General features: G+C 43.1%; 13 protein-coding genes. 2 read left to right on the top strand and 11 right to left on the bottom strand.

Annotation, left to right across the window (positions count from 1 at the left end):
* Nucleotides 1-7 precede the first annotated feature (7 nt).
* The 6 genes from FNH22_RS08525 to FNH22_RS08500 all read right to left on the bottom strand — a co-directional run bounded on the left by FNH22_RS08525 (nt 8) and on the right by FNH22_RS08500 (nt 8,741).
* Nucleotides 8-2,644 (bottom strand): ABC transporter permease, encoded by a 2,637-nt coding sequence (locus FNH22_RS08525; RefSeq protein WP_143397932.1) that lies wholly within the window; start codon nt 2,642-2,644, stop codon nt 8-10.
* 1 nt (nt 2,645) lies between these two features.
* On the bottom strand, nt 2,646-2,984 hold the full coding sequence (locus FNH22_RS08520) for a PadR family transcriptional regulator (RefSeq protein WP_143397931.1): 339 nt from the start codon (nt 2,982-2,984) through the stop codon (nt 2,646-2,648).
* Nucleotides 2,985-3,319: 335 nt separating this feature from the next.
* On the bottom strand, nt 3,320-4,984 hold the full coding sequence (locus tag FNH22_RS08515) for an amidohydrolase family protein (protein WP_185154130.1): 1,665 nt from the start codon (nt 4,982-4,984) through the stop codon (nt 3,320-3,322).
* 131 nt (nt 4,985-5,115) lie between these two features.
* The gene (locus tag FNH22_RS08510; RefSeq protein WP_143397929.1) at nt 5,116-5,844 is read right to left on the bottom strand and encodes a hypothetical protein; all 729 of its coding nucleotides are present in this window, start codon (nt 5,842-5,844) and stop codon (nt 5,116-5,118) included.
* A gap of 88 nt (nt 5,845-5,932) precedes the next feature.
* Nucleotides 5,933-7,384: a carbon starvation protein A gene (locus FNH22_RS08505; protein ID WP_143397928.1), complete on the bottom strand. Its 1,452-nt coding sequence runs from the start codon at nt 7,382-7,384 to the stop codon at nt 5,933-5,935.
* Nucleotides 7,385-7,556: 172 nt separating this feature from the next.
* A complete protein-coding gene (locus FNH22_RS08500) occupies nt 7,557-8,741 on the bottom strand; it encodes an MFS transporter (protein ID WP_143397927.1) in 1,185 nt (394 codons plus the stop codon).
* A gap of 197 nt (nt 8,742-8,938) precedes the next feature.
* On the opposite strand from FNH22_RS08500, the gene FNH22_RS08495 reads away from it, so the two are divergent.
* A complete protein-coding gene (locus tag FNH22_RS08495) occupies nt 8,939-9,745 on the top strand; it encodes a hypothetical protein (protein ID WP_143397926.1) in 807 nt (268 codons plus the stop codon).
* A 131-nt stretch (nt 9,746-9,876) separates the two neighbouring features.
* Here the strand turns inward: FNH22_RS08495 and FNH22_RS08490 are convergent, their stop codons facing one another.
* From FNH22_RS08490 to FNH22_RS08470, 5 genes are all read right to left on the bottom strand, one after another.
* Nucleotides 9,877-10,083: a hypothetical protein gene (locus FNH22_RS08490; protein WP_143397925.1), complete on the bottom strand. Its 207-nt coding sequence runs from the start codon at nt 10,081-10,083 to the stop codon at nt 9,877-9,879.
* An 11-nt stretch (nt 10,084-10,094) separates the two neighbouring features.
* Nucleotides 10,095-11,102 carry a xanthine dehydrogenase family protein subunit M gene (locus tag FNH22_RS08485; RefSeq protein WP_143397924.1) on the bottom strand — a complete coding sequence of 336 codons (1,008 nt, stop codon included), beginning with the start codon at nt 11,100-11,102 and terminating at the stop codon, nt 10,095-10,097.
* A gap of 11 nt (nt 11,103-11,113) precedes the next feature.
* Nucleotides 11,114-13,405 carry a xanthine dehydrogenase family protein molybdopterin-binding subunit gene (locus FNH22_RS08480; protein ID WP_143397923.1) on the bottom strand — a complete coding sequence of 764 codons (2,292 nt, stop codon included), beginning with the start codon at nt 13,403-13,405 and terminating at the stop codon, nt 11,114-11,116.
* A gap of 2 nt (nt 13,406-13,407) precedes the next feature.
* Complete coding sequence (locus FNH22_RS08475) at nt 13,408-14,028, bottom strand: (2Fe-2S)-binding protein (protein WP_143397922.1); 621 nt, start codon at nt 14,026-14,028, stop codon at nt 13,408-13,410.
* An 849-nt stretch (nt 14,029-14,877) separates the two neighbouring features.
* On the bottom strand, nt 14,878-18,084 hold the full coding sequence (locus FNH22_RS08470; protein WP_143397921.1) for a glycoside hydrolase family 2 TIM barrel-domain containing protein: 3,207 nt from the start codon (nt 18,082-18,084) through the stop codon (nt 14,878-14,880).
* A gap of 603 nt (nt 18,085-18,687) precedes the next feature.
* Between FNH22_RS08470 and FNH22_RS08465 the strand changes: the two genes are divergently transcribed.
* On the top strand, nt 18,688-18,912 hold the full coding sequence (locus FNH22_RS08465; RefSeq protein ID WP_143397920.1) for a hypothetical protein: 225 nt from the start codon (nt 18,688-18,690) through the stop codon (nt 18,910-18,912).
* Nucleotides 18,913-19,071: the final 159 nt, after the last annotated feature.

The raw sequence follows: 19,071 nt of genomic DNA, 5'->3' as shown, positions 1-19,071 counted from the left end.
TATCGTTTTATTCCTCCTTCAATGCGTGGATAGGATTGCTCAGGGAGGCCCGGATCGTTTGGAAACTGATCGCCAAACAGCCTATCAATAGTACAATAAGCGTAGGTACGGCATAGATCCAGAGGTCAATGTCCAGGCGATCTGCAAAATTTTGAAGCCAGTAATCGGTTGCAAAATATGCCAGGGGCCATGAAACCAGGGTAGCAATAATGATCAGCCGGACTATTTCACTTGACAATAACCGTATCAGAATGCCTGTATTCGCCCCCAGCACTTTTCTTATTCCTATTTCCTTTTTACGAACAGCAATGGTATAGGCAATTAACCCAATCAATCCCAGGCAGGCAATAAAAATGGAAAGTGCGGCAAATACAACGAAGACCTTTCCTGTAGCTGATTCAGATCTATAGAGGTTCTCGTAATCTTCATCAAAGAAAAAGTATTGCAAGGGCTTATCCGAATGAGTGTGCCAGGCCTTCTCGATATATTGTATTGTCTCACGCACATTAAGATCACTTGTCATTTTCACACTGATATATCCTTTGGTAGTAGTTGGCCTCAATTCCAGGGATGTAGGTTCAATGGGCCTATGTAGTGATTCTATATTATAATCTTTTACCACTCCAATAATCTCCAATAGCTCTCCCCTTCTAAACGAAGAGGTTAAATTTTGACCTATCGGGTCCTCAAAACCAAGTGATCTTGCAGCTGACTCATTGATGATAACAGCATTGGAATCGGAACTATATTCCTGAGAGAAATACCTGCCGGAAATTAATTCAAGCCCCATGACCGCTTCATATCCAAAACCCACCTGATTGTTTTTAAATATGTGTGTTTCAGAACGATCCTTCCGGCGATAAGACCTTATTGCGTAGTTTTTTCCCGGGATGGTCTTAGAGTTAACCACAGCACTGATCGCAGGGTCCAGGAGCAGCTCATTTTTAAAGGCTTCCAAATTATTTGCCAATGCATCAGGTCTTCTGATCACCAAGGTACGCTCTTTGTCGAACCCAAGGTTTTTAGTCAGCATAAAATCAATCTGATAGTACACCACTAGGGTCCCTATAATAATGACAATGGAAGCGGCAAATTGTATGATCACCAGAAAATTGCGTAGCCACCCCACCCTGGAACCTGAACGTGATGCTCCCTTTAATGCATCTACCGGCTTAGAAGTGGCTAAAACAAATGCAGGATAACTACCGGCCAGTACACCCACTACAATGGTCAAACCAAATAGGGCCAGCAATCCGATATAACTGGAGGTAAGTCCAAAGGTCAGAGGTTTACCGACCAAATGGATGAAAGATGGCATAAACACAGTCACTAGTATTGCCGCAAGAATGGTGGAGATCGATGAAACGATAACAGACTCGAATATGAATTGGTATATCAACCCTGTTTTCGTGGAACCCATTACTTTCCTCACTCCTACTTCTCTTGCTCTTGATGTAGATTGTGCAGTGGCCAGGTTGATAAAATTGAATATGGCAATGAATACTATGATCAGGGCTATTACAGAATAAATATATATGTAGGAGATATTGCCATTCACCCCAATTTCTCTGATACTCTTCGAATAAAGGTGAATGTCCTTAACAGGAAAAAGACTATACGTAACATGGTTGCCCGAGCCTTCCCATTCCGCCATGGTCAATTCTGTGTAATATTCTATCTCAGGCGCCAAATATTGGTATACGAGGTCTTGCATTTTCTCCTCCAGGGCTTCTACATTCACCTTGTCAGCGAGTATCACATAAGTGTAAAAAAGTCCGTCCACCCAACGGTCATTGTCCCAGGAGGCATTGGAACTCATGGAGCACAGCATGTTAAATTGAATGTGTGAATTTGCCGGGACATCCTCTAACACACCGGTTATTGTATATAGGATCGTGTCCTTTTCGATACTTAAGTGCTTACCTATAGGTTCTTCTTCTCCAAAATATTTTTTGGCATACGTTTCTGTCAATAGCATTGACCTTGGATGAACCAAAGCAGTAGCCGGGTCTCCTTCCACCAAGTTGAAGTCAAATACGTCAAAAAAGGTGGAATCTGCATACAGTATACCCTCCTCATTGATCTTACTACTTCCTTTCTCCACCAGCAAAGGATCGCTTTTTCTGACACGGGTAACCTTCACCACCTCGGGATAAGTATTGAGTAAGGTCTTGGCCATTGGTGAAGGAGTAGTGGCATTATCTACCCGTTGTGCCCGAATTTGCCCTTCTGACCTCGCCCGATATATATTTTTATAGTCAGAATGAAATCGATCATAACTTAACTCGTTGACAATAAACAGGCTAATAAAAATAAAGCTCGTCATCCCGATGGTCAGGCCAGCTATGTTAATAGATGAATAGCCCTTATTCTTAATGAGATTTCTAATGGCAGTGAAGTAAAAGTTTCTGAACATACTAATCGTTAAGTTGGTTTGACGTCCGGTTTTTTTCCAGGCATAGGACTGGCAACAGCGGATTACATCCAGCAAATAGTATAACCTGGCTTTGGTGGCACCGTATTCATCTACTCTTTCATAAAAGAACTCCTCCAGGTCACCATGCAATTCCTCATACCTTTCCGGCCTGCAGTACCACTTGAATAATGCGTGAGGTATTTTCGGTATATCCGTTTTTCTGCACATTCTAGCTGATTTGCCATTTAAACGCCAGCTCGGGTATTTGTTTCCTGAGGCTCATCCTTAGCTCCATGGACTCGTCCAAAGCCTTTTTTCCAAAAGGTGTAATACTGAATAACCGTTTCCTCTTCCCTCCTCTTTTTGATTCAGGGTCACTGAGTTCTGAGGTAAGCATCCCCTTATTTTCGAGGCGGTACAATGACTTATGAACTGCACTGACATTCACAGACCGGCCGGATTGTGCCGTGATTTCTTTGGTGATGGCTACAGCATATGCGTCAGGATAGAGTACGCCCACTGTGAGTAAAACAAGTTCTTCAAATTCACCCAGGTGTATTCTATTCATCGTTATTTAATTTCATTTTGTCTGTAATATACGGAACAGCTTCAATTAAGTTTACCTTTGTCTGTAAAATATAATTTAAAACAGTAGCAATGCCCGAAAAAATTCAACAGAACAAGCCGCCTGAAAGCCGTATTACTTGAACCTGAGAGCAATTTGAATGCTTTAATGATATTTAAGAAAATATCAATAACCCGGTAGAAAGTATCATAACCTACCTTAAAACTACACGAACAAAAAATTTGGTATTTGATCACCCGTGTATTCCGGGGTGGTCCCGGCAATGGACCATAGGAGCTCTCTATAAATCACCATCACACCAAATGAAGAACAGGTGGTCATTTAATAAATGTCACCTTCGTTATTTTACCATCGTTCACCTCATAAACGGCTATTGCATTGACAAATGCATCATTTTTCCTCACATATTCCTGATCAATGACCCTATTTCCCAACACCATCCTGTTTTTTATCTCGCAATAAAGATTAGGGGTCATTTCAAACATTTTGGCATATCTGTTCCTCATTTCTTCCTCCCCTTTTACAAAACGTTCATCCGGAAATCTATAAAGTTCAATGTCATCGGAATAGGTCGCCATAAAGGCATCGATATTCCGGGCATTGTAGCCATTTACCTGTCTTTGAACCACCTCGGCAGGTGATTCCTTTATCAATGTATCCGTTTTTATCAACCTGCCACTCTTGACTACATACTCGATCGTATTAAGATGATCCATTAATTCCAGTGGATTTTTATCTAAAACGATCAGGTCAGCAAGTTTACCGGCTTCAATGGTTCCCAGTTCTTTATCCAGACCGTACGCTTTGGCAGCCTGGATGGTAGAGGCCTTCACCAGTTCTTCTGTACTTAACCCTGCACGTTGCATAGATTCCAATTCCTGAAAATAGGACGAGGCATGCATCGTACCGATATTTCCGGCATCAGTACCGGTAGCTATATTTACTCCTGCCTTAACCAGCTTGTAAAGGTTAATATCCATAATGGAATCACTTTTGGCATAACTTTCCCAAATCTGCCCGGGATTATCTCTTAGCCTGACAACTCTTTGAGGCAGGTCTTTTTCATTGTATTTTAACAGGTCGGTTAATGTTCCGTAAAGAAAGGGATCAGCCCACGCCAGGTCCTGCGGATGATTGGACGGACTGGATAAAAAAGTCCTGCCATAGTTTTTACCTACCAGTAAGGTCGGGATGTAAGTGACATCATTTTGTTTTAAGGCAGTGATAAATTCGTGGTCCACTACCTGGTCACTTACGCTATGTACCAATACATCTGCCCCAATTTTTACCGCCAGCTTAGCCGTATTCAAGTTAGTAGCATGAACCGCCAACGGCAAATTGTTTTCCCTGGCCCTTTTTGCAATATGAGCCATGACCGGGTAGGTCTTTTCCGCAGGAAGTTCCTTAGACACAATGTACCAGATCTTAATAAGATCAGGATCGTAAGTCAGCATTTTATCAAATAGAGAATCTGCTGTTTCAATAGTGGGTATTTTGGCGATCGGCGGATCATTCAGCGCTAATTTCTCTCTGCTTACTGAAGAAAAAAGCGGTCCGGTGACTAAGACATTCGGAGAAAGGTGCTGTTGGGTTACTTCATCCCTGATCTGAAAGTTTTGAAATGGCCCGCCTACATCTACCACTGTGGTAATGCCCAGACGCAGGTAGCGCAAGAACTGGTCAGGTATACTCTCAAAGGCTAGTTCCCGCTCTTCTTCGTATGACCTCATTTGTCTCAGATCAATAGCGTCAGGCCTGGTATAAACGCTACCTGTTTGGAAAAAATGAATATGCCCATCTATCAAGCCGGGCATCAAAAATTTTCCGACACCCTCCAGCGTGATGGCACCTTCAGGCCCTTTTAAGCGTTTTCCTACCTTGCTTATCTTATTATCCACTACAAGGACATCCTGATCAGCTTTTAAGTCCCCTGTGTTTACATCTATTACGTTAATATTCCTGATCAACAAGGACTGTCCCATGACCATGAATGGTAATGAAAAACAGAGGACAAGAACCATCTTAATGCATTTCATAACAAAGAACTTTTCATCAAATCTATTTTTTCGATTCTATATAAAGCTACAAAACTAATCATCTTAAATTTTACCAGCTATTCATTTATCACCTCCCACAACTCCCGGTCCGTCATATAATAGGTATCTATGAAATCTTTTTCCATTTCATACAGAGACTTACAGGTGGGATCATTCCGAACAAACGAGGCATACTGGTAGATCTGACTCCCTAATCCATGATATACCGGCATCAGATCGGTGGTGCGCTCGTGGGACGCACGAAATTCATTGCTCTTCAAATATTTCAATCCCCATTTACCAAATTGAAACAGGCTCAGCTTATGGTAATAGGCTACATGCCCCAGTTCGTGTGCCAAAATCCCCACCTGAGCATCAAACGGGAGTGCCCGTAACAGGATCGGGTCAAAAAAGGTGTTTTGGGCATCATTCAATAAAATAAGATATTGCCGATGCTTACCAGAACCAAACAGTGACCAGATATCCACCGTAGCTTCCATTGGTGCACCCGTCTGCGTAAGTATCATATCAATGTTTACCTCTTTCAATTGCGGGTAGGCAGAATAAGCAATGGCCGCCGCTATTTCAAACCCTTCAGGAAGACCTTTGTTATCACCTATAATAGCTCTTAAACTATCCAGGTCATATTCCCGGTTGGCCAGTGTATCCGCAAAGGAATAGGTTTCAATGGCAGGTCTTTTTTGCTCCGGGTCCACTTGCTGCAACAATACGGTCACTAATACCACGACCACCAACAATAAAAGGGTTGAGAGTATCCTTAAAGTATATCTGAAAAGCGCTTTCATGGTCCGGAATAAACATCAAATTACAAGAAATGTCTCTGTATATAGAATGACCCCATTAAAAACTTGTAGACCTGCAAGACATCATACTTCATTCGGCAAGGGTCTCAATATCCGGTTTTAATTTGCGCTGACCTGTTTTTATTAAGACAAAAAGCATAGATACAAAAGCAGTGATCACGCCAATATAGATGGAAAGATCTACCGGTAACCCAAAACCTTCCGGAGCAAGAAGAATGTACGAAACAACTACGGAGGTCATAAAGCCTGCCGGTATCAGAGCTATCCAATACGATTTTCCTTTTTTGATCATATACACCGTCACCGTCCATAATACTACGGTAGCCAATGTTTGATTGGTCCAGGCAAAATATCTCCATATTACTCCGAAATTGATGAGGGTAAGTAAATACCCGACCAGGAATAACGGCATACTGATCAGCAAGCGGTTTTTTATTGATTTTTGATCGCTTTTCATGAAATCAGCAATGATTATTCTGGCACTTCTGAATGAAGTGTCACCGGAAGTGATGGGGGCCGCTACCACACCCAATATTGCCAGTAATCCACCTATTTTCCCTAAGGCGCCATTAGAAATTGTATTCACTACCAGAGCAGTATTGTCATTATTATCAAGCATCTCCAGGTTCAGCTCCTGGATACCGCCAAAGAAACTCATGCTAATAGCAGCCCAGATCAAAGCTACCACTCCCTCCGTAACCATGGCTCCGTAAAAGACTTTTTTGCCTTGTCTTTCATTCGATATACACCTCGCCATGATAGGTGATTGTGTAGCATGAAAGCCTGAAATGGCGCCACAGGCAATCGTTACAAAGAGCATCGGGAATACCGGGAATGATTCACTTTGATAATGAAAGTTACCAAAGCTGGCAAACGAAAGCTCCGGTACGGACATCCCTTTGGCAAACATGGCCATGAATAGTCCAAGCGCCATGAAGATCAACGCAAAACCAAAGATGGGATAAAAGCGGCCAATGACTTTATCGATCGGCAATATGGTAGATAGAATATAATACACCAGGATGATCATGACCCATGCACTTAACCCTATGTATCCTTCACTCATACCGGCGAGGATCTTAGCCGGCCCCAGAAGAAAGACAGCCCCTACGATAATCATGAGCAGAACGGTAAATAATCTCATAAACTGCTTCACTCCATTACCAAGGTAGTATCCTGATACTTCCGAAATACTTTTACCTTCATGACGGATGGACATCATCCCTGAAAAATAGTCGTGTACACCCCCTGCAAAGAGACTGCCGAGTACAATCCAGAGAAAAGCCACAGGTCCCCAAAGCGCTCCGGCCACGGCCCCAAAAATGGGACCCAGCCCGGCGATGTTAAGGAACTGGATAAGGAATATCTTCCATATGGGTAGTTGCACAAAATCCACACCGTCTGCCCTCGACTGAGCAGGAGTAGGTCGTTCTGCCTCAACTCCAAAAACACGTTCAAGCAAATTGCCATAGAGCCAATACCCTATGATCAATACTATTATGGAAATGCAAAGTGTAATCATGTTATCAATCTTTTAGGGGTGAACGTTCCAGACTTAAAATCTACGCTATTTTTCCTGCTAATGCGATAAAATGTTTGGATTTACAACATTTTTCACCCGAAGAAGTTCCCAGGCTTACCTGGTCTTAGTCTGTTGAAAATAAAACTGTCTCACTTAAAAGCCGGGTTGTCTTTCACTCTCCCGGATCTATTTCAGCGTTTTTTCTGGCAGCCTGATATTTTGGGTTGAGCCAGCTTATAAAAAGCATGACGGCAAAGAGCAACAATAAAAATAAGAAAGCTACCTGAAGATTAAATACATCCCCCAGGTAGCCAATAATTGGTGGTCCAAAAAGAAAGCCGGAATATCCCAAGGTACTTACCATGCTGATGCCCAGTCCGGGAGCTATCCCTTTGATACTCCCCGCTTTGCTGTAGGCTATAGGTACTATGATGGCCAGCCCCAGCCCTACCAGGAAAAACCCAAAAATAACAACCGGTACAAAGACGCCAAAAATGACGATCAGCATCCCAACAATAGCCGTGCTGCTTGAAATAATAAGAAGTGTATCATCTCCCATGGTTTTTCTGCCCCAGTCCCCGGATAAACGTGTCAATGTCATCGCCGTTGAAAATGCGACTAATCCAAGTGGGGCAATGGCTTCTTTTGCCAGTAGTGAGTTTTCCAGGTAGCTGGTACTCCAGTCTGCCATTGCTCCTTCTCCCAGCAAACCACAAAAAGCTATCAAACCAATCCCTACCAGGCTCTTATTCGGAAGACGAAAAAAAACACTTTCCGACTTCCCGGAAGGGTCAGCATGATCAGGAATGAGCTGACCAACACTCCAGGCAGCTACCACCAGACCAAAAAGAGAGGCTATGATCAAATGATGTGTTAAGGTCAGGCCCAGGTAAACAAAAAATGAACCCAACCCGGCCCCTACCATCATTCCGATACTGAAAAAAGCGTGAAAAGAGGACATAATAGGCTTATCTGCCCGTTGTTCGACTAAAACGGCTTGCGCATTCATTGATACATCCAGTACTCCTGATAATATCCCCATTATACCTAACCAAATGGCCAACGTCATGATATTCGGCATCATCGGAAGAAAAGCCGTAAGACTGCAAAAAATGAATAAGGAAAACAGTGTGATTCTTTGACTCCCATTTCTAACGATCAGCCAGCCGGCCAGTGGCATAGAAAATAGTGCACCGATAGCATGTACCAGTAAAACTATTCCCAGCATTCCATTGTCCATACCATATTCTTCCTGGAATTTTGGCAATCTGGAAACCCAGCTTCCATATGTAAAGCCATTAATGAAGAATATGAAACTAACTGCTAACCTTTCTTTATTCATTTTTTCATCGGTCATTAAGCATAGATTTCCATCTATTCCAAGTGTTCAATAGTAGAAGGTTACTTTCACTTTAAAAACCACTATTACCGGGTCCTTATTACAGGACCTTTTATCGGTATGCTTTGCGCTAAATTGCTACTATAAAACTTTCAAAATGCTATTTGTCAGTAAAAAAAATTGCAACGATCCATTAAATCACATTTCTTCACAGAATGAAAAAAATATTGCTTTATACCCTCGTCATTACAGGTTGTTTTCAGGCCTGTGAGAGTGAAGATGACCCTTCCAGCCAGGGGCTGACAGCTTCTTTTGATATTACCATGGATGAGAATATTCCGGGAAAAGTTATCCTTATGAACAGGTCAGTAAACGCCGACACCTACTTCTGGAACCTTTGGCTGGCGGATGAAAATAACGGCGAACCCTATATTTCAAATAGCTATACAAGGAGTACTTCATTCGATGAAAATTCCTTTTTCTTTATCCAGGAAAACCAATGGATATTGATCGAATTGACCGCCTCTAGTCTCGACGAGCATATGACAGTAGACCAGTATTTTGAAGTGACCAACATCCCTGGCAAAGTCACCATTGACCAGATAGAGCTTACCTATGTTAATCCTTTAGACCCTTCCGGAAATTCCTGGGATGGTACCGGCGATAATCCTGATATTTCTGTGATCACCATACCCACCAGTACTTGTCCGGGCCGGTTTTCGATTGATTGGAACGTAGATATTGAAAACGGTCTGCCTTTCATACTTTCTGCTGTTAAGGGTACCGAATCACGCTCTGATATTTCCGTTCAGGCCTCAAGTGAGTTTTTCTTACATTTTGTAGATGCAGAAGGTTCTCCCCAACAGATCAGTTGCCAACCTATAACCTCTATGGGTGTTGTCCGGTTCAACCCCTACAGCCTTACCCATAAAGCAAATAAAGGTAATGATGACAATTTTGCCAGGGTCTATGAAATAGAAACACCATCCGTACGGGCTAATTTACACATGACCTGGGAATAGGCCCTATACTTTTTTCAGGCAAAACGGAATCCGGGCAATATAGACCATAGGTATCCGTGATCTTTCAACCCGGGTTTATTTCGGGCCATCTTTGAACAGTGAAATAGCGGGTGGTTTTATACACATTCAGGTCACGCTGATGTGACGAAACATGTTCTCCCTTCTATGCATAATGCTGGGGCCACATAACCATTATCAGGCGCCGCAGGACCCTGGGTTTTCACACACCAACAATTGGCCAGGTTATCATCGTTCAAACCAATGATTGGGTCGCCTCCGGAAATTGCTCCATGATACGGACTTTTGGCCCTAAAAAAACGGCATCTTTTGTTATCCATCAGATCTTTAATTATACTGTTTTTAATATCGCTCGTTGAAGAATTGATTTGAAAATGGCTACTTTATAGGCATTTTTTTCCAATGGTGTAGCTTTCTCCATAGCAGCCTCAGCTGCCGCTTTGGCACTACTTTCCGAAATACCTTCGTTTGTTAATATCGACTCTGCACTATTGGCCCTGATGGGTACCGGGCTGGCTGCTCCTAAAGCAATTCTGGCATTTTTACATTTTTTTCCTGACAGTTCAACCACTACAGCTACATCCGCCAAAGCCCAGTCATACGATTGCCGCGCACCTTGTTTGATGTAGTAACTTTTGGTTTTATTATTCACCGCGGGCAAAACGATTGCCGTGATAATCTCTCCGCTTTTGAGGACATTTTCATTTTTTATGTTCTCGTAAGGGGTAACAAAGAAGTTCTCTATCGGAACTTCTTTTTTTTCTCCATTTTCAAGGGCTATTTCCAAAACTGCTCCAAATGCTAAGAGCGCAGTGGCAATAGATGAGGCATGAACACTGGCGCAGCTTCCATTATTCATCACAGCATGGTAATCGTTTTCCCCGTTCTTAGCAAAACAAGTACTTCCTCCTTTCCGCAAACAGTCATGTTCTACAGACCTGAAATACCAACACCTTGTCCGTTGCCCCAGGTTACCTGCGATGGTGGACATGTTTCTCAACTGAGGTGTAGCTGCCTTAGATACCGATAGTTGCAGGGCTTGATAATTATCTCTGATGACACTATTCTTTTCAATGTCAGAAAGGGTAACGTTAGCCCCTATTCTTACTCCTTTTTTTGTATCAAATTCAATTTTATCAAGTCCCGGTATATTCCTGATGTTCACTATTTTTTCAGGTGTGATCAAGCCTTCTTTCATCAGGTCCATCACATCAATACCTCCCGACTTAATGATAGAAGAACCCTTTTTATCTTTATTCAGCATATCGGAAACAGTAGTGTCTGCCTCATTTTGCGCTTCTTTTAGGGTGGTAGCATCATACCAGCTAAAGTTATTCATATCTAAGGGATTTAAGCTTTGTTTAAGGCTTCAAGTACTTTTGCCGGTGTGATCGGGATCTCTTTGATCCTTACTCCAATGGCATTATATACGGCATTGGCAATAGCCGCTGCCGTAGCAATATTCGAGGGTTCTCCAATACCATAAGCATCTGTCGAAGATTTAGCATTATAGTCTTCCATGAGTGCTATATCTATTTCAGGAATGTCCATGGCATACGGCACCTTGTAAGTATCCAGCGTATGATTTACCATATGGCCCGTGTTTCGATCGAGAATACGATCTTCATATATAGCATATGATATCCCCTGGATAATTCCTCCATTGATCTGGCTCTCAAGTTGAGTGATATTAATAGGTCTGCCACAGCTATGTGCAGCCACCACTTTGTCAATTTTTATGAACCCGGTTTCAGTGTCTACACTAAGTTCTACAAACTGCACAGCCCCCAGGTCCCAATGTAAATAGTCTCCGTCATATTCTTTTGTACGGCTTTCTGTGGCCGTAATCTGGCTCACCGGCATGGATTTCAATGCTTCTTTAAAAGTCATTTTCTTAGTTTCATCCTTTGATGAAAATATGTAACCATCAGCCGCTTTCAAGTCGGAAACATCGGTTTCCAGGTTTGAAGCTACCATATTAAAAAGCTTCAACTTAGCCTGGTACGCTGCATTTCTGGCTGCCGGAGTGATGGAAGCAGTCACCTGACTTCCACCGGAACCCGGCGCATCAGGAAACAGCGTATCTCCAATGCGTACCATGATATCTTCAGGCTCAAGGCCAAACTCTTCCGCTACCACCTGCGCAAGGATCGTTTTGGTACCCGTACCAATGTCTTGTACACCCGATCGTACTTCGATAGCGCCATCTTTAAATATTTTCACCTCTGCTGTAGCATTGATCGAATGGATCCGCCACCAGCTGGATTGCGCCATACCTATCCCTTTTTTGATGATACCGGGATCAGAGCCTGTTGGTTTTCTTCTCGACCAGTCCATCCGTTCGGCACCCACTTTTCGACCCGCCTTCCGTACTCTACTGGGATCGACCTTATCTCTGAATGCCAGCGGATCAATACCGATTTTTTCCGCCAGTTCATCCATCATCTGTTCTAACCCAAAAATTCCCTGGACCGCCCCCGGTGCGCGCCAGGCAGCTCCGGGACCGGCATGCGTAAATACGTCGTATTGCGCCGTTTTAAAATTAGGGCAGGTATACATAGATTGGGCCACTCCTCCTACTCCGGCCCCCAGGCCCACTCCAGCTGTTCCATATGACTTTTGCTCTATGGCCGTTAGTTCTCCACTTTTCTTTACACCTACTTTCAGATGATGTATCGAGTTAGGACGATTTCCCTGGGATATCTGTTCTTCTTTTCTCGTAGCCATCATTTTTACCGGGCGGCCTGTCTTTTTTGCCAGGTGTCCCGCTGCCGCTCCGTGGGTTCCCAGGCCATGTTTAGCACCAAAACCACCGCCCATAAACTCCACCAATACACGCACTTTACTCCTCGGCAGATCAAACAAGTCTGCAAATTCATTTCGTACCCCCTGTGTCCCTTGTGTCGAAGCATAAATAGTTACTCCATCGGGTTTCCAATCAACGATCATTCCATGCGATTCCAGGGCATTATGTGTCTGGACCTGTGTCCGATAGGTATTCTCCACCACAATATCTGCTTCAGCAAACCCCGAAGTAAGTTCTCCCCTGGGTCTTCCTTCATTAGGCCCTCTAACATTACCGGTTAATTTCAACCCACTTTCTATTTCCTCCCCACCTTCCGAGGCCTTTTGCTCTACCGGGGCTTCATAGACCACCGGTGCTTCGGGGTCCATGGCTTTTTCAATATCCACCACAAACGGACGGGTATCATAATCTACTTTTATCAATCTCACCGCTTCCTCAGCTACCGCTTCCGTAACTGCAGCTGCCGCGGCTATAGGCTGTCCTGCATAGCGAACCACCGGATACGCTTCTTCTTCCTCATTTTTTATCACGTGTACAGCATATACACCGGGCAGCTTCTCCGCTGCAGAGGTATCTATGGACCGGATTTTTGCGTTAGGGTGTGCAGAAATGAGCATCTTACCGATCAACATGCCTGACAACTGGATATCTGAGGTATATCGGGCTTCTCCGGTAACCTTAGCATACGCATCCAGACGTTTTACTCTTTTGCCTACATGCTTCAATTTCTCATTTACCGGCCAGGCATCGGGCTCATTCAACGGCACTTCCCTTTCAACTTCAGTGATGGCGTCCTCTGATATGCCGTAGGGCATTTTTATCTTCTTGGTATCCATGGCTATTTTATTTTTTTGGCTGCTGCCAAAGTGGCTTTAAAAACATGTGGATAAGTACCGCACCGACAATAATTACCTCGTGTTGCGTGTTTCACATCTTCCAGCGTAGGATTAGGATTCTCTTTTAAGAGGTGGGCCGTACTCATGATCATACCTGGCGTACAATACCCACATTGTGTAGCATCATGATCAATAAATGCTTCTTGAATAGGATGCAGCTTGCCATTTTCAGCAAGCCCTTCTATAGTTACCACTTTCCGATCCCCCACATCCATGGCAAAGGTCATGCATGCATTTACAGGAATATCATCCACCCAGACGGTACATGCCGAACAAGCTCCTCTGTCACAAACCATTTTGGTGCCGGTTAATTGAATCTCATCCCGAAGGGCCTGGGCCAAAGTGGATCTCGGCTCAATCGTCAAGCTTCTTGTCTTTCCGTTAACATTCATTTCCACATTTACCGGACCAGGACCTACTGTCTTTGACTGGACACTGTTCTCTTTGGTTTTGGCCAACACACCTGTTTGCAACACGATCGTACCGGCAGTCGTCAATCCTGCTCCTTTTAAGAACCCACGTCTACTAACCCCTTTTTTTATAATTTTTTTATCGTCTTTCATTCCGAAATTCTTTTGGAGAAATCTCTAAGTAATTTAATCAAGTTGCCTTGAAACTTCAAAGAATGTAATTGATCCTTTCAAATAAATATCCAAACGACGTATGACCTTCTACGGACAACCATTATCTCGCAACAGAATACCTATAAATACGAATTTTGGAATAATCACTGACCTTGTTCCACCTCGGGATGCTTCGATCACTTCAGCTGCTCACAGAACTAACTATAAGTCAATGAATTAGTCATAATAGCTTTTGTATACTTAACATTTAATGCTTCTCCACCTGCGGATGGATATCCATGGCTTATGCATTTGATCCGGAAATCTTATCGTCTTATAAAGTATACAAGACTTTCTTTAAAAAATAAAATAACAGGAAATGTTCAGCTACCAGTTACCAGCATCCTAGTAGCCAGTAGTTAGTCCCCAGTAACAAGTAGCCAATACGCAGTACCTGGCTCCATCTTCACTCTCCCTGCCGGAAGCAATAGGCAAAAGGCAGTCGGCATGAACGTCATGTAAAAATACCAACACCCAGCCAGTAGTTAGTCACTAGTGTCATGTCACACCTCAAATGGCGGTTACACTATTTTTTAGGTCTCATTCTTAAAGTCGGCAGTAGGCAAAAAAATATGGGACAACTTCCATTTTTTTGCCTACTGCCCTTTGCAGATTGCTGACTGGCCGAGAACTTTCCAACACTGAAAATAGCGTTTATAATCTAACTCTAAACGTCAATTGAGCATTGACACGACACTAGTGTCATGTCACCAGTATCCAGCATCCAGCTCATGCACTATGCTTTTCCCTCTAATATACCATGCTCCAGGCCCTTTGCTCTCTGCTTTCCTACTTCGATATTGGCCGGATCAAAAAGCTATATTTCAACGGATCTGTAGGCATGATCTTATATTGATCATGGGGTTGTGCTCCCCAGCTGGTATCTCCGCCCACACCCATCTGTTTGTGGTCAACATTGACATTTACCAGATCACGCCTGGGGACATCAACCGTATGCCTGTTTACCTTTTTTTCGCCTTCGTCAAAATCCTCGTTGTATTGATGATGCGCACTAAAGCCCAGTAAATCAGATTGAGCAATAAGAATAACACCTTCACCGGATGCATTGCTGAAAGAAACCCAACGCACATCTGTTTTATACCCGTTCTCCTGTGGACGGATATATGGGAAATAAAGGTCTTCCACTTTAGAAGTATATCGGCCTACCAGGGCGGATGTATTTCTATCCTGGTAGTTCTCATGCGGGCCACGCCCGTACCAGTCTACCTGGTTGTAAGCCTCCGGCAGGATGAAATTCGTACCTAACCTGGGAATGGGGGTCAGGTCTTCAGAGAGGCCATTCGTTTCAGAGGTGACCTGCACCTCTCCTTCGCTGTTAATGGCGTAGGTCATAGTGACTTTTCCCTTTACATCCGGCAGATCGTATTCCGTTTTTACCGTGATGCCATTGGCTTTACTTTTGTTAAAAGGTTTTTCCAGATTAACATCACCTGCTCCCTCATATACGTTAAAAGCAAGAAGTTTCTGATTGGCTGAAGCCTTTTTCCATGCTGACCACTTTACCGGCATATTAAAACCAAAATCATTGTCAGTGGGAGCCCGCCAGTAGTTAGGCTTAATAGGGCGGGTAATCAGGTTACCGGCCCCGTAGTCGAGACGAGTTAAATGACCGGTAGTTTTATCAAACCTGACTTCAAAATCCTTACCCGTAATCACTTTTTCATTTCCTTCATCACTGATCTTGACCTTTCCGGAAAGGTCACCTGAAAATTGGGTAATGACACTTTCATTCAATTGAAATTCTTCCATGGCCACTTCATGCCCTTTGGGCACCAACGGCTGTTTTTCTTTGGTTATAGCAGATAGCGCCAGGTAGTATTCTTTGTTAGCCGTATCCATTTGAGGCAGTTCGATCGTAACCGTTTTAGCTGTATGCGGCTTTAAGCCTGGGTTATCCAAAGCACCAGTTGCTACAGCCACACCATCTTCTCTTAATGTCCAGCTAAAATCGAAGTCCTCCAATGAAATGAAATCATATCCATTGTATATCTCTATTTTCCCGGAACGTGCATCCTGGTCTCTGAATTTGATGTATTGATATACTTTTTTCACCTCATAAAGCGACGGATGTGGGGTCCTGTCAGGATTTACCAAGCCATTTAAACAGAAATTGTAATCGTGCTGTAGATCGGCCCCTCCCAGATCACCGCCATAAGCCCAGTATTCCTCTCCTTTCTCTGTTTTGGTCAACAAACCCTGGTCTACCCAGTCCCAGATAAATCCACCTTGTAATACGTCGTATTTTTCGATTACATCCCAGTAATCCTGTAGATTACCTACGCTATTCCCCATAGCATGAGCATACTCACATTGGATATATGGTCGCTTGGGCTGATTTTCGGCATACTGAATCATATTTGGAATCCGAGCATACATGGGTGCCTGGATGTCTGTATTTTCAGTTTTCGTTGCTCCCTCATATTGCACCGGTCGGGTCTTATCATTTTTCTTTAACCAGTCGTAGGTGGCATAAAAATTTTGACCGTTGCCTGCTTCATTGCCCAAAGACCAGATGATAATACTGGTAAAGTTTTTATCTCTTTCGAACATGCGTATGGTACGGTCCAGGTGCATGCCCTTCCATTCCGGTTGGTAAGCCGGATGTATCTTTTGCCTTTCCGGGGCATTTTCCAGTCCCTGGTTCGTGGCGCCCATTCCATGGGACTCAATATTGGCTTCGTCAATTACGTAAAAGCCATACTTATCACACTGTTGATAGAAGAACGGGTTCTTAGGATAGTGACTACAACGGATCGCATTCAGGTTGTTCTGCTTCATCACTTTCAGGTCCAGTTCAGTGAGCTCTTCGGAAACCACGTGTCCTGTTACCTCATCATGGTCATGAAGGTTTGCACCCTTCAGGTAGACCGCCACGCCATTGATCAACAGTTGCGAGTTTTTGATCTCCACATTTCGAAACCCTACCTTAATGGCTGTTGATTCGATCGCTTTACGGTTACTATCTTTCCATGTGACCTTTAACGTATATAGATTCGGGGTCTCTGCACTCCATTTCTTTACGTTTGTAACCTTGCCGTTGAGCGTGACTTGCGTTGATGTTTCCGCAGAAAGCGATACATTTTGCGCAAAGGAAAGCACCTTCTTGCCGCCATCCAGAAGATCTGCATTGACATCTGCTATTTTCCGGGAAGAAGTATTGTTCAGAAAGTCTAACTCCAGCTTAAATACACCATTGGTATACCCATCGCTCAGTGAAGCCTCTACACTAAAATCATGCAGCGTAACTTTATTTCTTGCGTAGAGATATACTTCTCTGTCGATGCCACTCAAACGCCAAAAATCCTGATCTTCCATATAAGAAGCATCCGCCCATCGGTAGACTTCTACTGCCAATGTATTTTTGCCTTTCTTTACATACCTGGTCAGATCAAACTCAGCTGGTGTTTTACTGCCTTCATTGTATCCCACATAGGTACCGTTTACCCATAGGTACATAGCGGAACGTACTCCACCAAAATGGATGAAGATATCTTTGCCATCCCAATCGTCCGATATAGCAAATTCTTTTACATAACTCCCTACCGGGTTATACGAGTGATCGATGTAAGGCGGATTAGGTGGAAAAGGATAGGTAACATTGGTGTAAATAGGTATACCATACCCCTGCATTTCCCAGTTAGACGGAACTTGTATCTCATCCCACTCGGACACATCATAATCCGCTTTAAAGAAATCAACAGGCCTGTCTGCCGGTTTTTTGACCCAGTTGAATTTCCACTTGCCTTCCAGCGACTGATACAGCGAAGAGGCATAGTAGCGATCGTTTTTTAATGCCAAAGATTCATCTTCATAGCGATAGAAACTGGCGTGTGCCGGTGCCCGGTTTTCCTGAAAAACTTCCAGGTTCTCCCAGTGAGGTACTTCCTGGGCTAAAACTTTGTTATAATTTAACACAGTAATGCCGTACAAGGCAATCATGAAGGTTAAAGAAAATGGCTGGATGGTTAATTTCATAAGAGTGTTTTCACAATGGATTGAAAATCAATATTAGGTTTAGTTAGGTTGTATAAAGTTAAGTTATTTACATGCCATACTCGTTTATAGATCATCATCTATTTCATGGACAATACTATTATTACGCTCCCCATTGGATACCTGGCCAAAGGTAAATCATAAAGCTGTGATTAGAATCATCTTAACCCGAAGTTAAACCTGATAGTGTACCACACCTGGTCGCTTCATCCTTGAAATAAGTAATATAATGCCTTTCTTAACCATAAACCATCCTGTTGTGTCATATGCACCATTTAAACTTCTTGCCATTCACCTAAATACGGATAGGTCTGACTGTGATCAAAATTGTTAATTATCCCCATTGCATACGCATATTGAATAAACAGCATTGAAGGTTCATAAAAGTCAATTTTCAACTAGCTTAATTAAGGAATATTTATTGATTCCCCTTGCGCAATTGTTTGAATACAGTGTCTGAGACAATTGCTACCCCATTTTCACAAGTCCATTTTATTACCTCTGGTCAATTTATACCCACCACTCGTCAAGTTGATTTCTGATAACGAGCTTAAAGAAGCTGTTTTACCTAAAAAAAATATGCATATGTTCGATTCTTATTTTACCATTCTTCTACTTACACTTTGTCCTTTTTTTACAGGATGCAAAGATGACAACGGAACCACCATTGAAAAATTAGCCACCGACAACCCGCTTAAGTCTGAACTGGACCTGTTGGTCCATAAGAATTTTGATGCTTATATGATGGATTCACGACGACCGGGAATGAGTCTGGGCATGATAGATGGAGAAACTACTTCTTTCTATTAACTACGGCGCGCAGGTTAAAAGAAGATGTGTTTAAGATACTCTTTGAAAAGAAGCTATTAAAATGAAGTGGATTCAGGATAAGTAGTATAGTAAATATGCTAAAAGTGATCAGTTAGTGGGTATGAGACCGGGCAACCTGACTCATGTCCGACGATGAGG

Source organism: Fulvivirga sp. M361 (genome assembly GCF_007097395.1).
Taxonomy (GTDB): Bacteria; Bacteroidota; Bacteroidia; order Cytophagales; family Cyclobacteriaceae; genus Fulvivirga.
The sequence above is the reverse complement of the archived record's forward strand: the minus strand, read 5'-3'. Positions and strand labels throughout refer to the sequence as shown.

Bases quoted from the DNA above. Each gene is read 5' to 3' on its own strand.
- FNH22_RS08525 (WP_143397932.1), bottom strand. From the start codon at position 2,644: ATGTGCAGAAAAACGGATATACCGAAAATACCTCACGCATTATTCAAG.
- FNH22_RS08520 (WP_143397931.1), bottom strand. From the start codon at position 2,984: ATGAATAGAATACACCTGGGTGAATTTGAAGAACTTGTTTTACTCACA.
- FNH22_RS08515 (WP_185154130.1), bottom strand. From the start codon at position 4,984: ATGGGACAGTCCTTGTTGATCAGGAATATTAACGTAATAGATGTAAAC.
- FNH22_RS08510 (WP_143397929.1), bottom strand. From the start codon at position 5,844: ATGAAAGCGCTTTTCAGATATACTTTAAGGATACTCTCAACCCTTTTA.
- FNH22_RS08505 (WP_143397928.1), bottom strand. From the start codon at position 7,384: ATGATTACACTTTGCATTTCCATAATAGTATTGATCATAGGGTATTGG.
- FNH22_RS08500 (WP_143397927.1), bottom strand. From the start codon at position 8,741: ATGACCGATGAAAAAATGAATAAAGAAAGGTTAGCAGTTAGTTTCATA.
- FNH22_RS08495 (WP_143397926.1), top strand. From the start codon at position 8,939: ATGAAAAAAATATTGCTTTATACCCTCGTCATTACAGGTTGTTTTCAG.
- FNH22_RS08490 (WP_143397925.1), bottom strand. From the start codon at position 10,083: ATGGATAACAAAAGATGCCGTTTTTTTAGGGCCAAAAGTCCGTATCAT.
- FNH22_RS08485 (WP_143397924.1), bottom strand. From the start codon at position 11,102: ATGAATAACTTTAGCTGGTATGATGCTACCACCCTAAAAGAAGCGCAA.
- FNH22_RS08480 (WP_143397923.1), bottom strand. From the start codon at position 13,405: ATGGATACCAAGAAGATAAAAATGCCCTACGGCATATCAGAGGACGCC.
- FNH22_RS08475 (WP_143397922.1), bottom strand. From the start codon at position 14,028: ATGAAAGACGATAAAAAAATTATAAAAAAAGGGGTTAGTAGACGTGGG.
- FNH22_RS08470 (WP_143397921.1), bottom strand. From the start codon at position 18,084: ATGAAATTAACCATCCAGCCATTTTCTTTAACCTTCATGATTGCCTTG.
- FNH22_RS08465 (WP_143397920.1), top strand. From the start codon at position 18,688: ATGTTCGATTCTTATTTTACCATTCTTCTACTTACACTTTGTCCTTTT.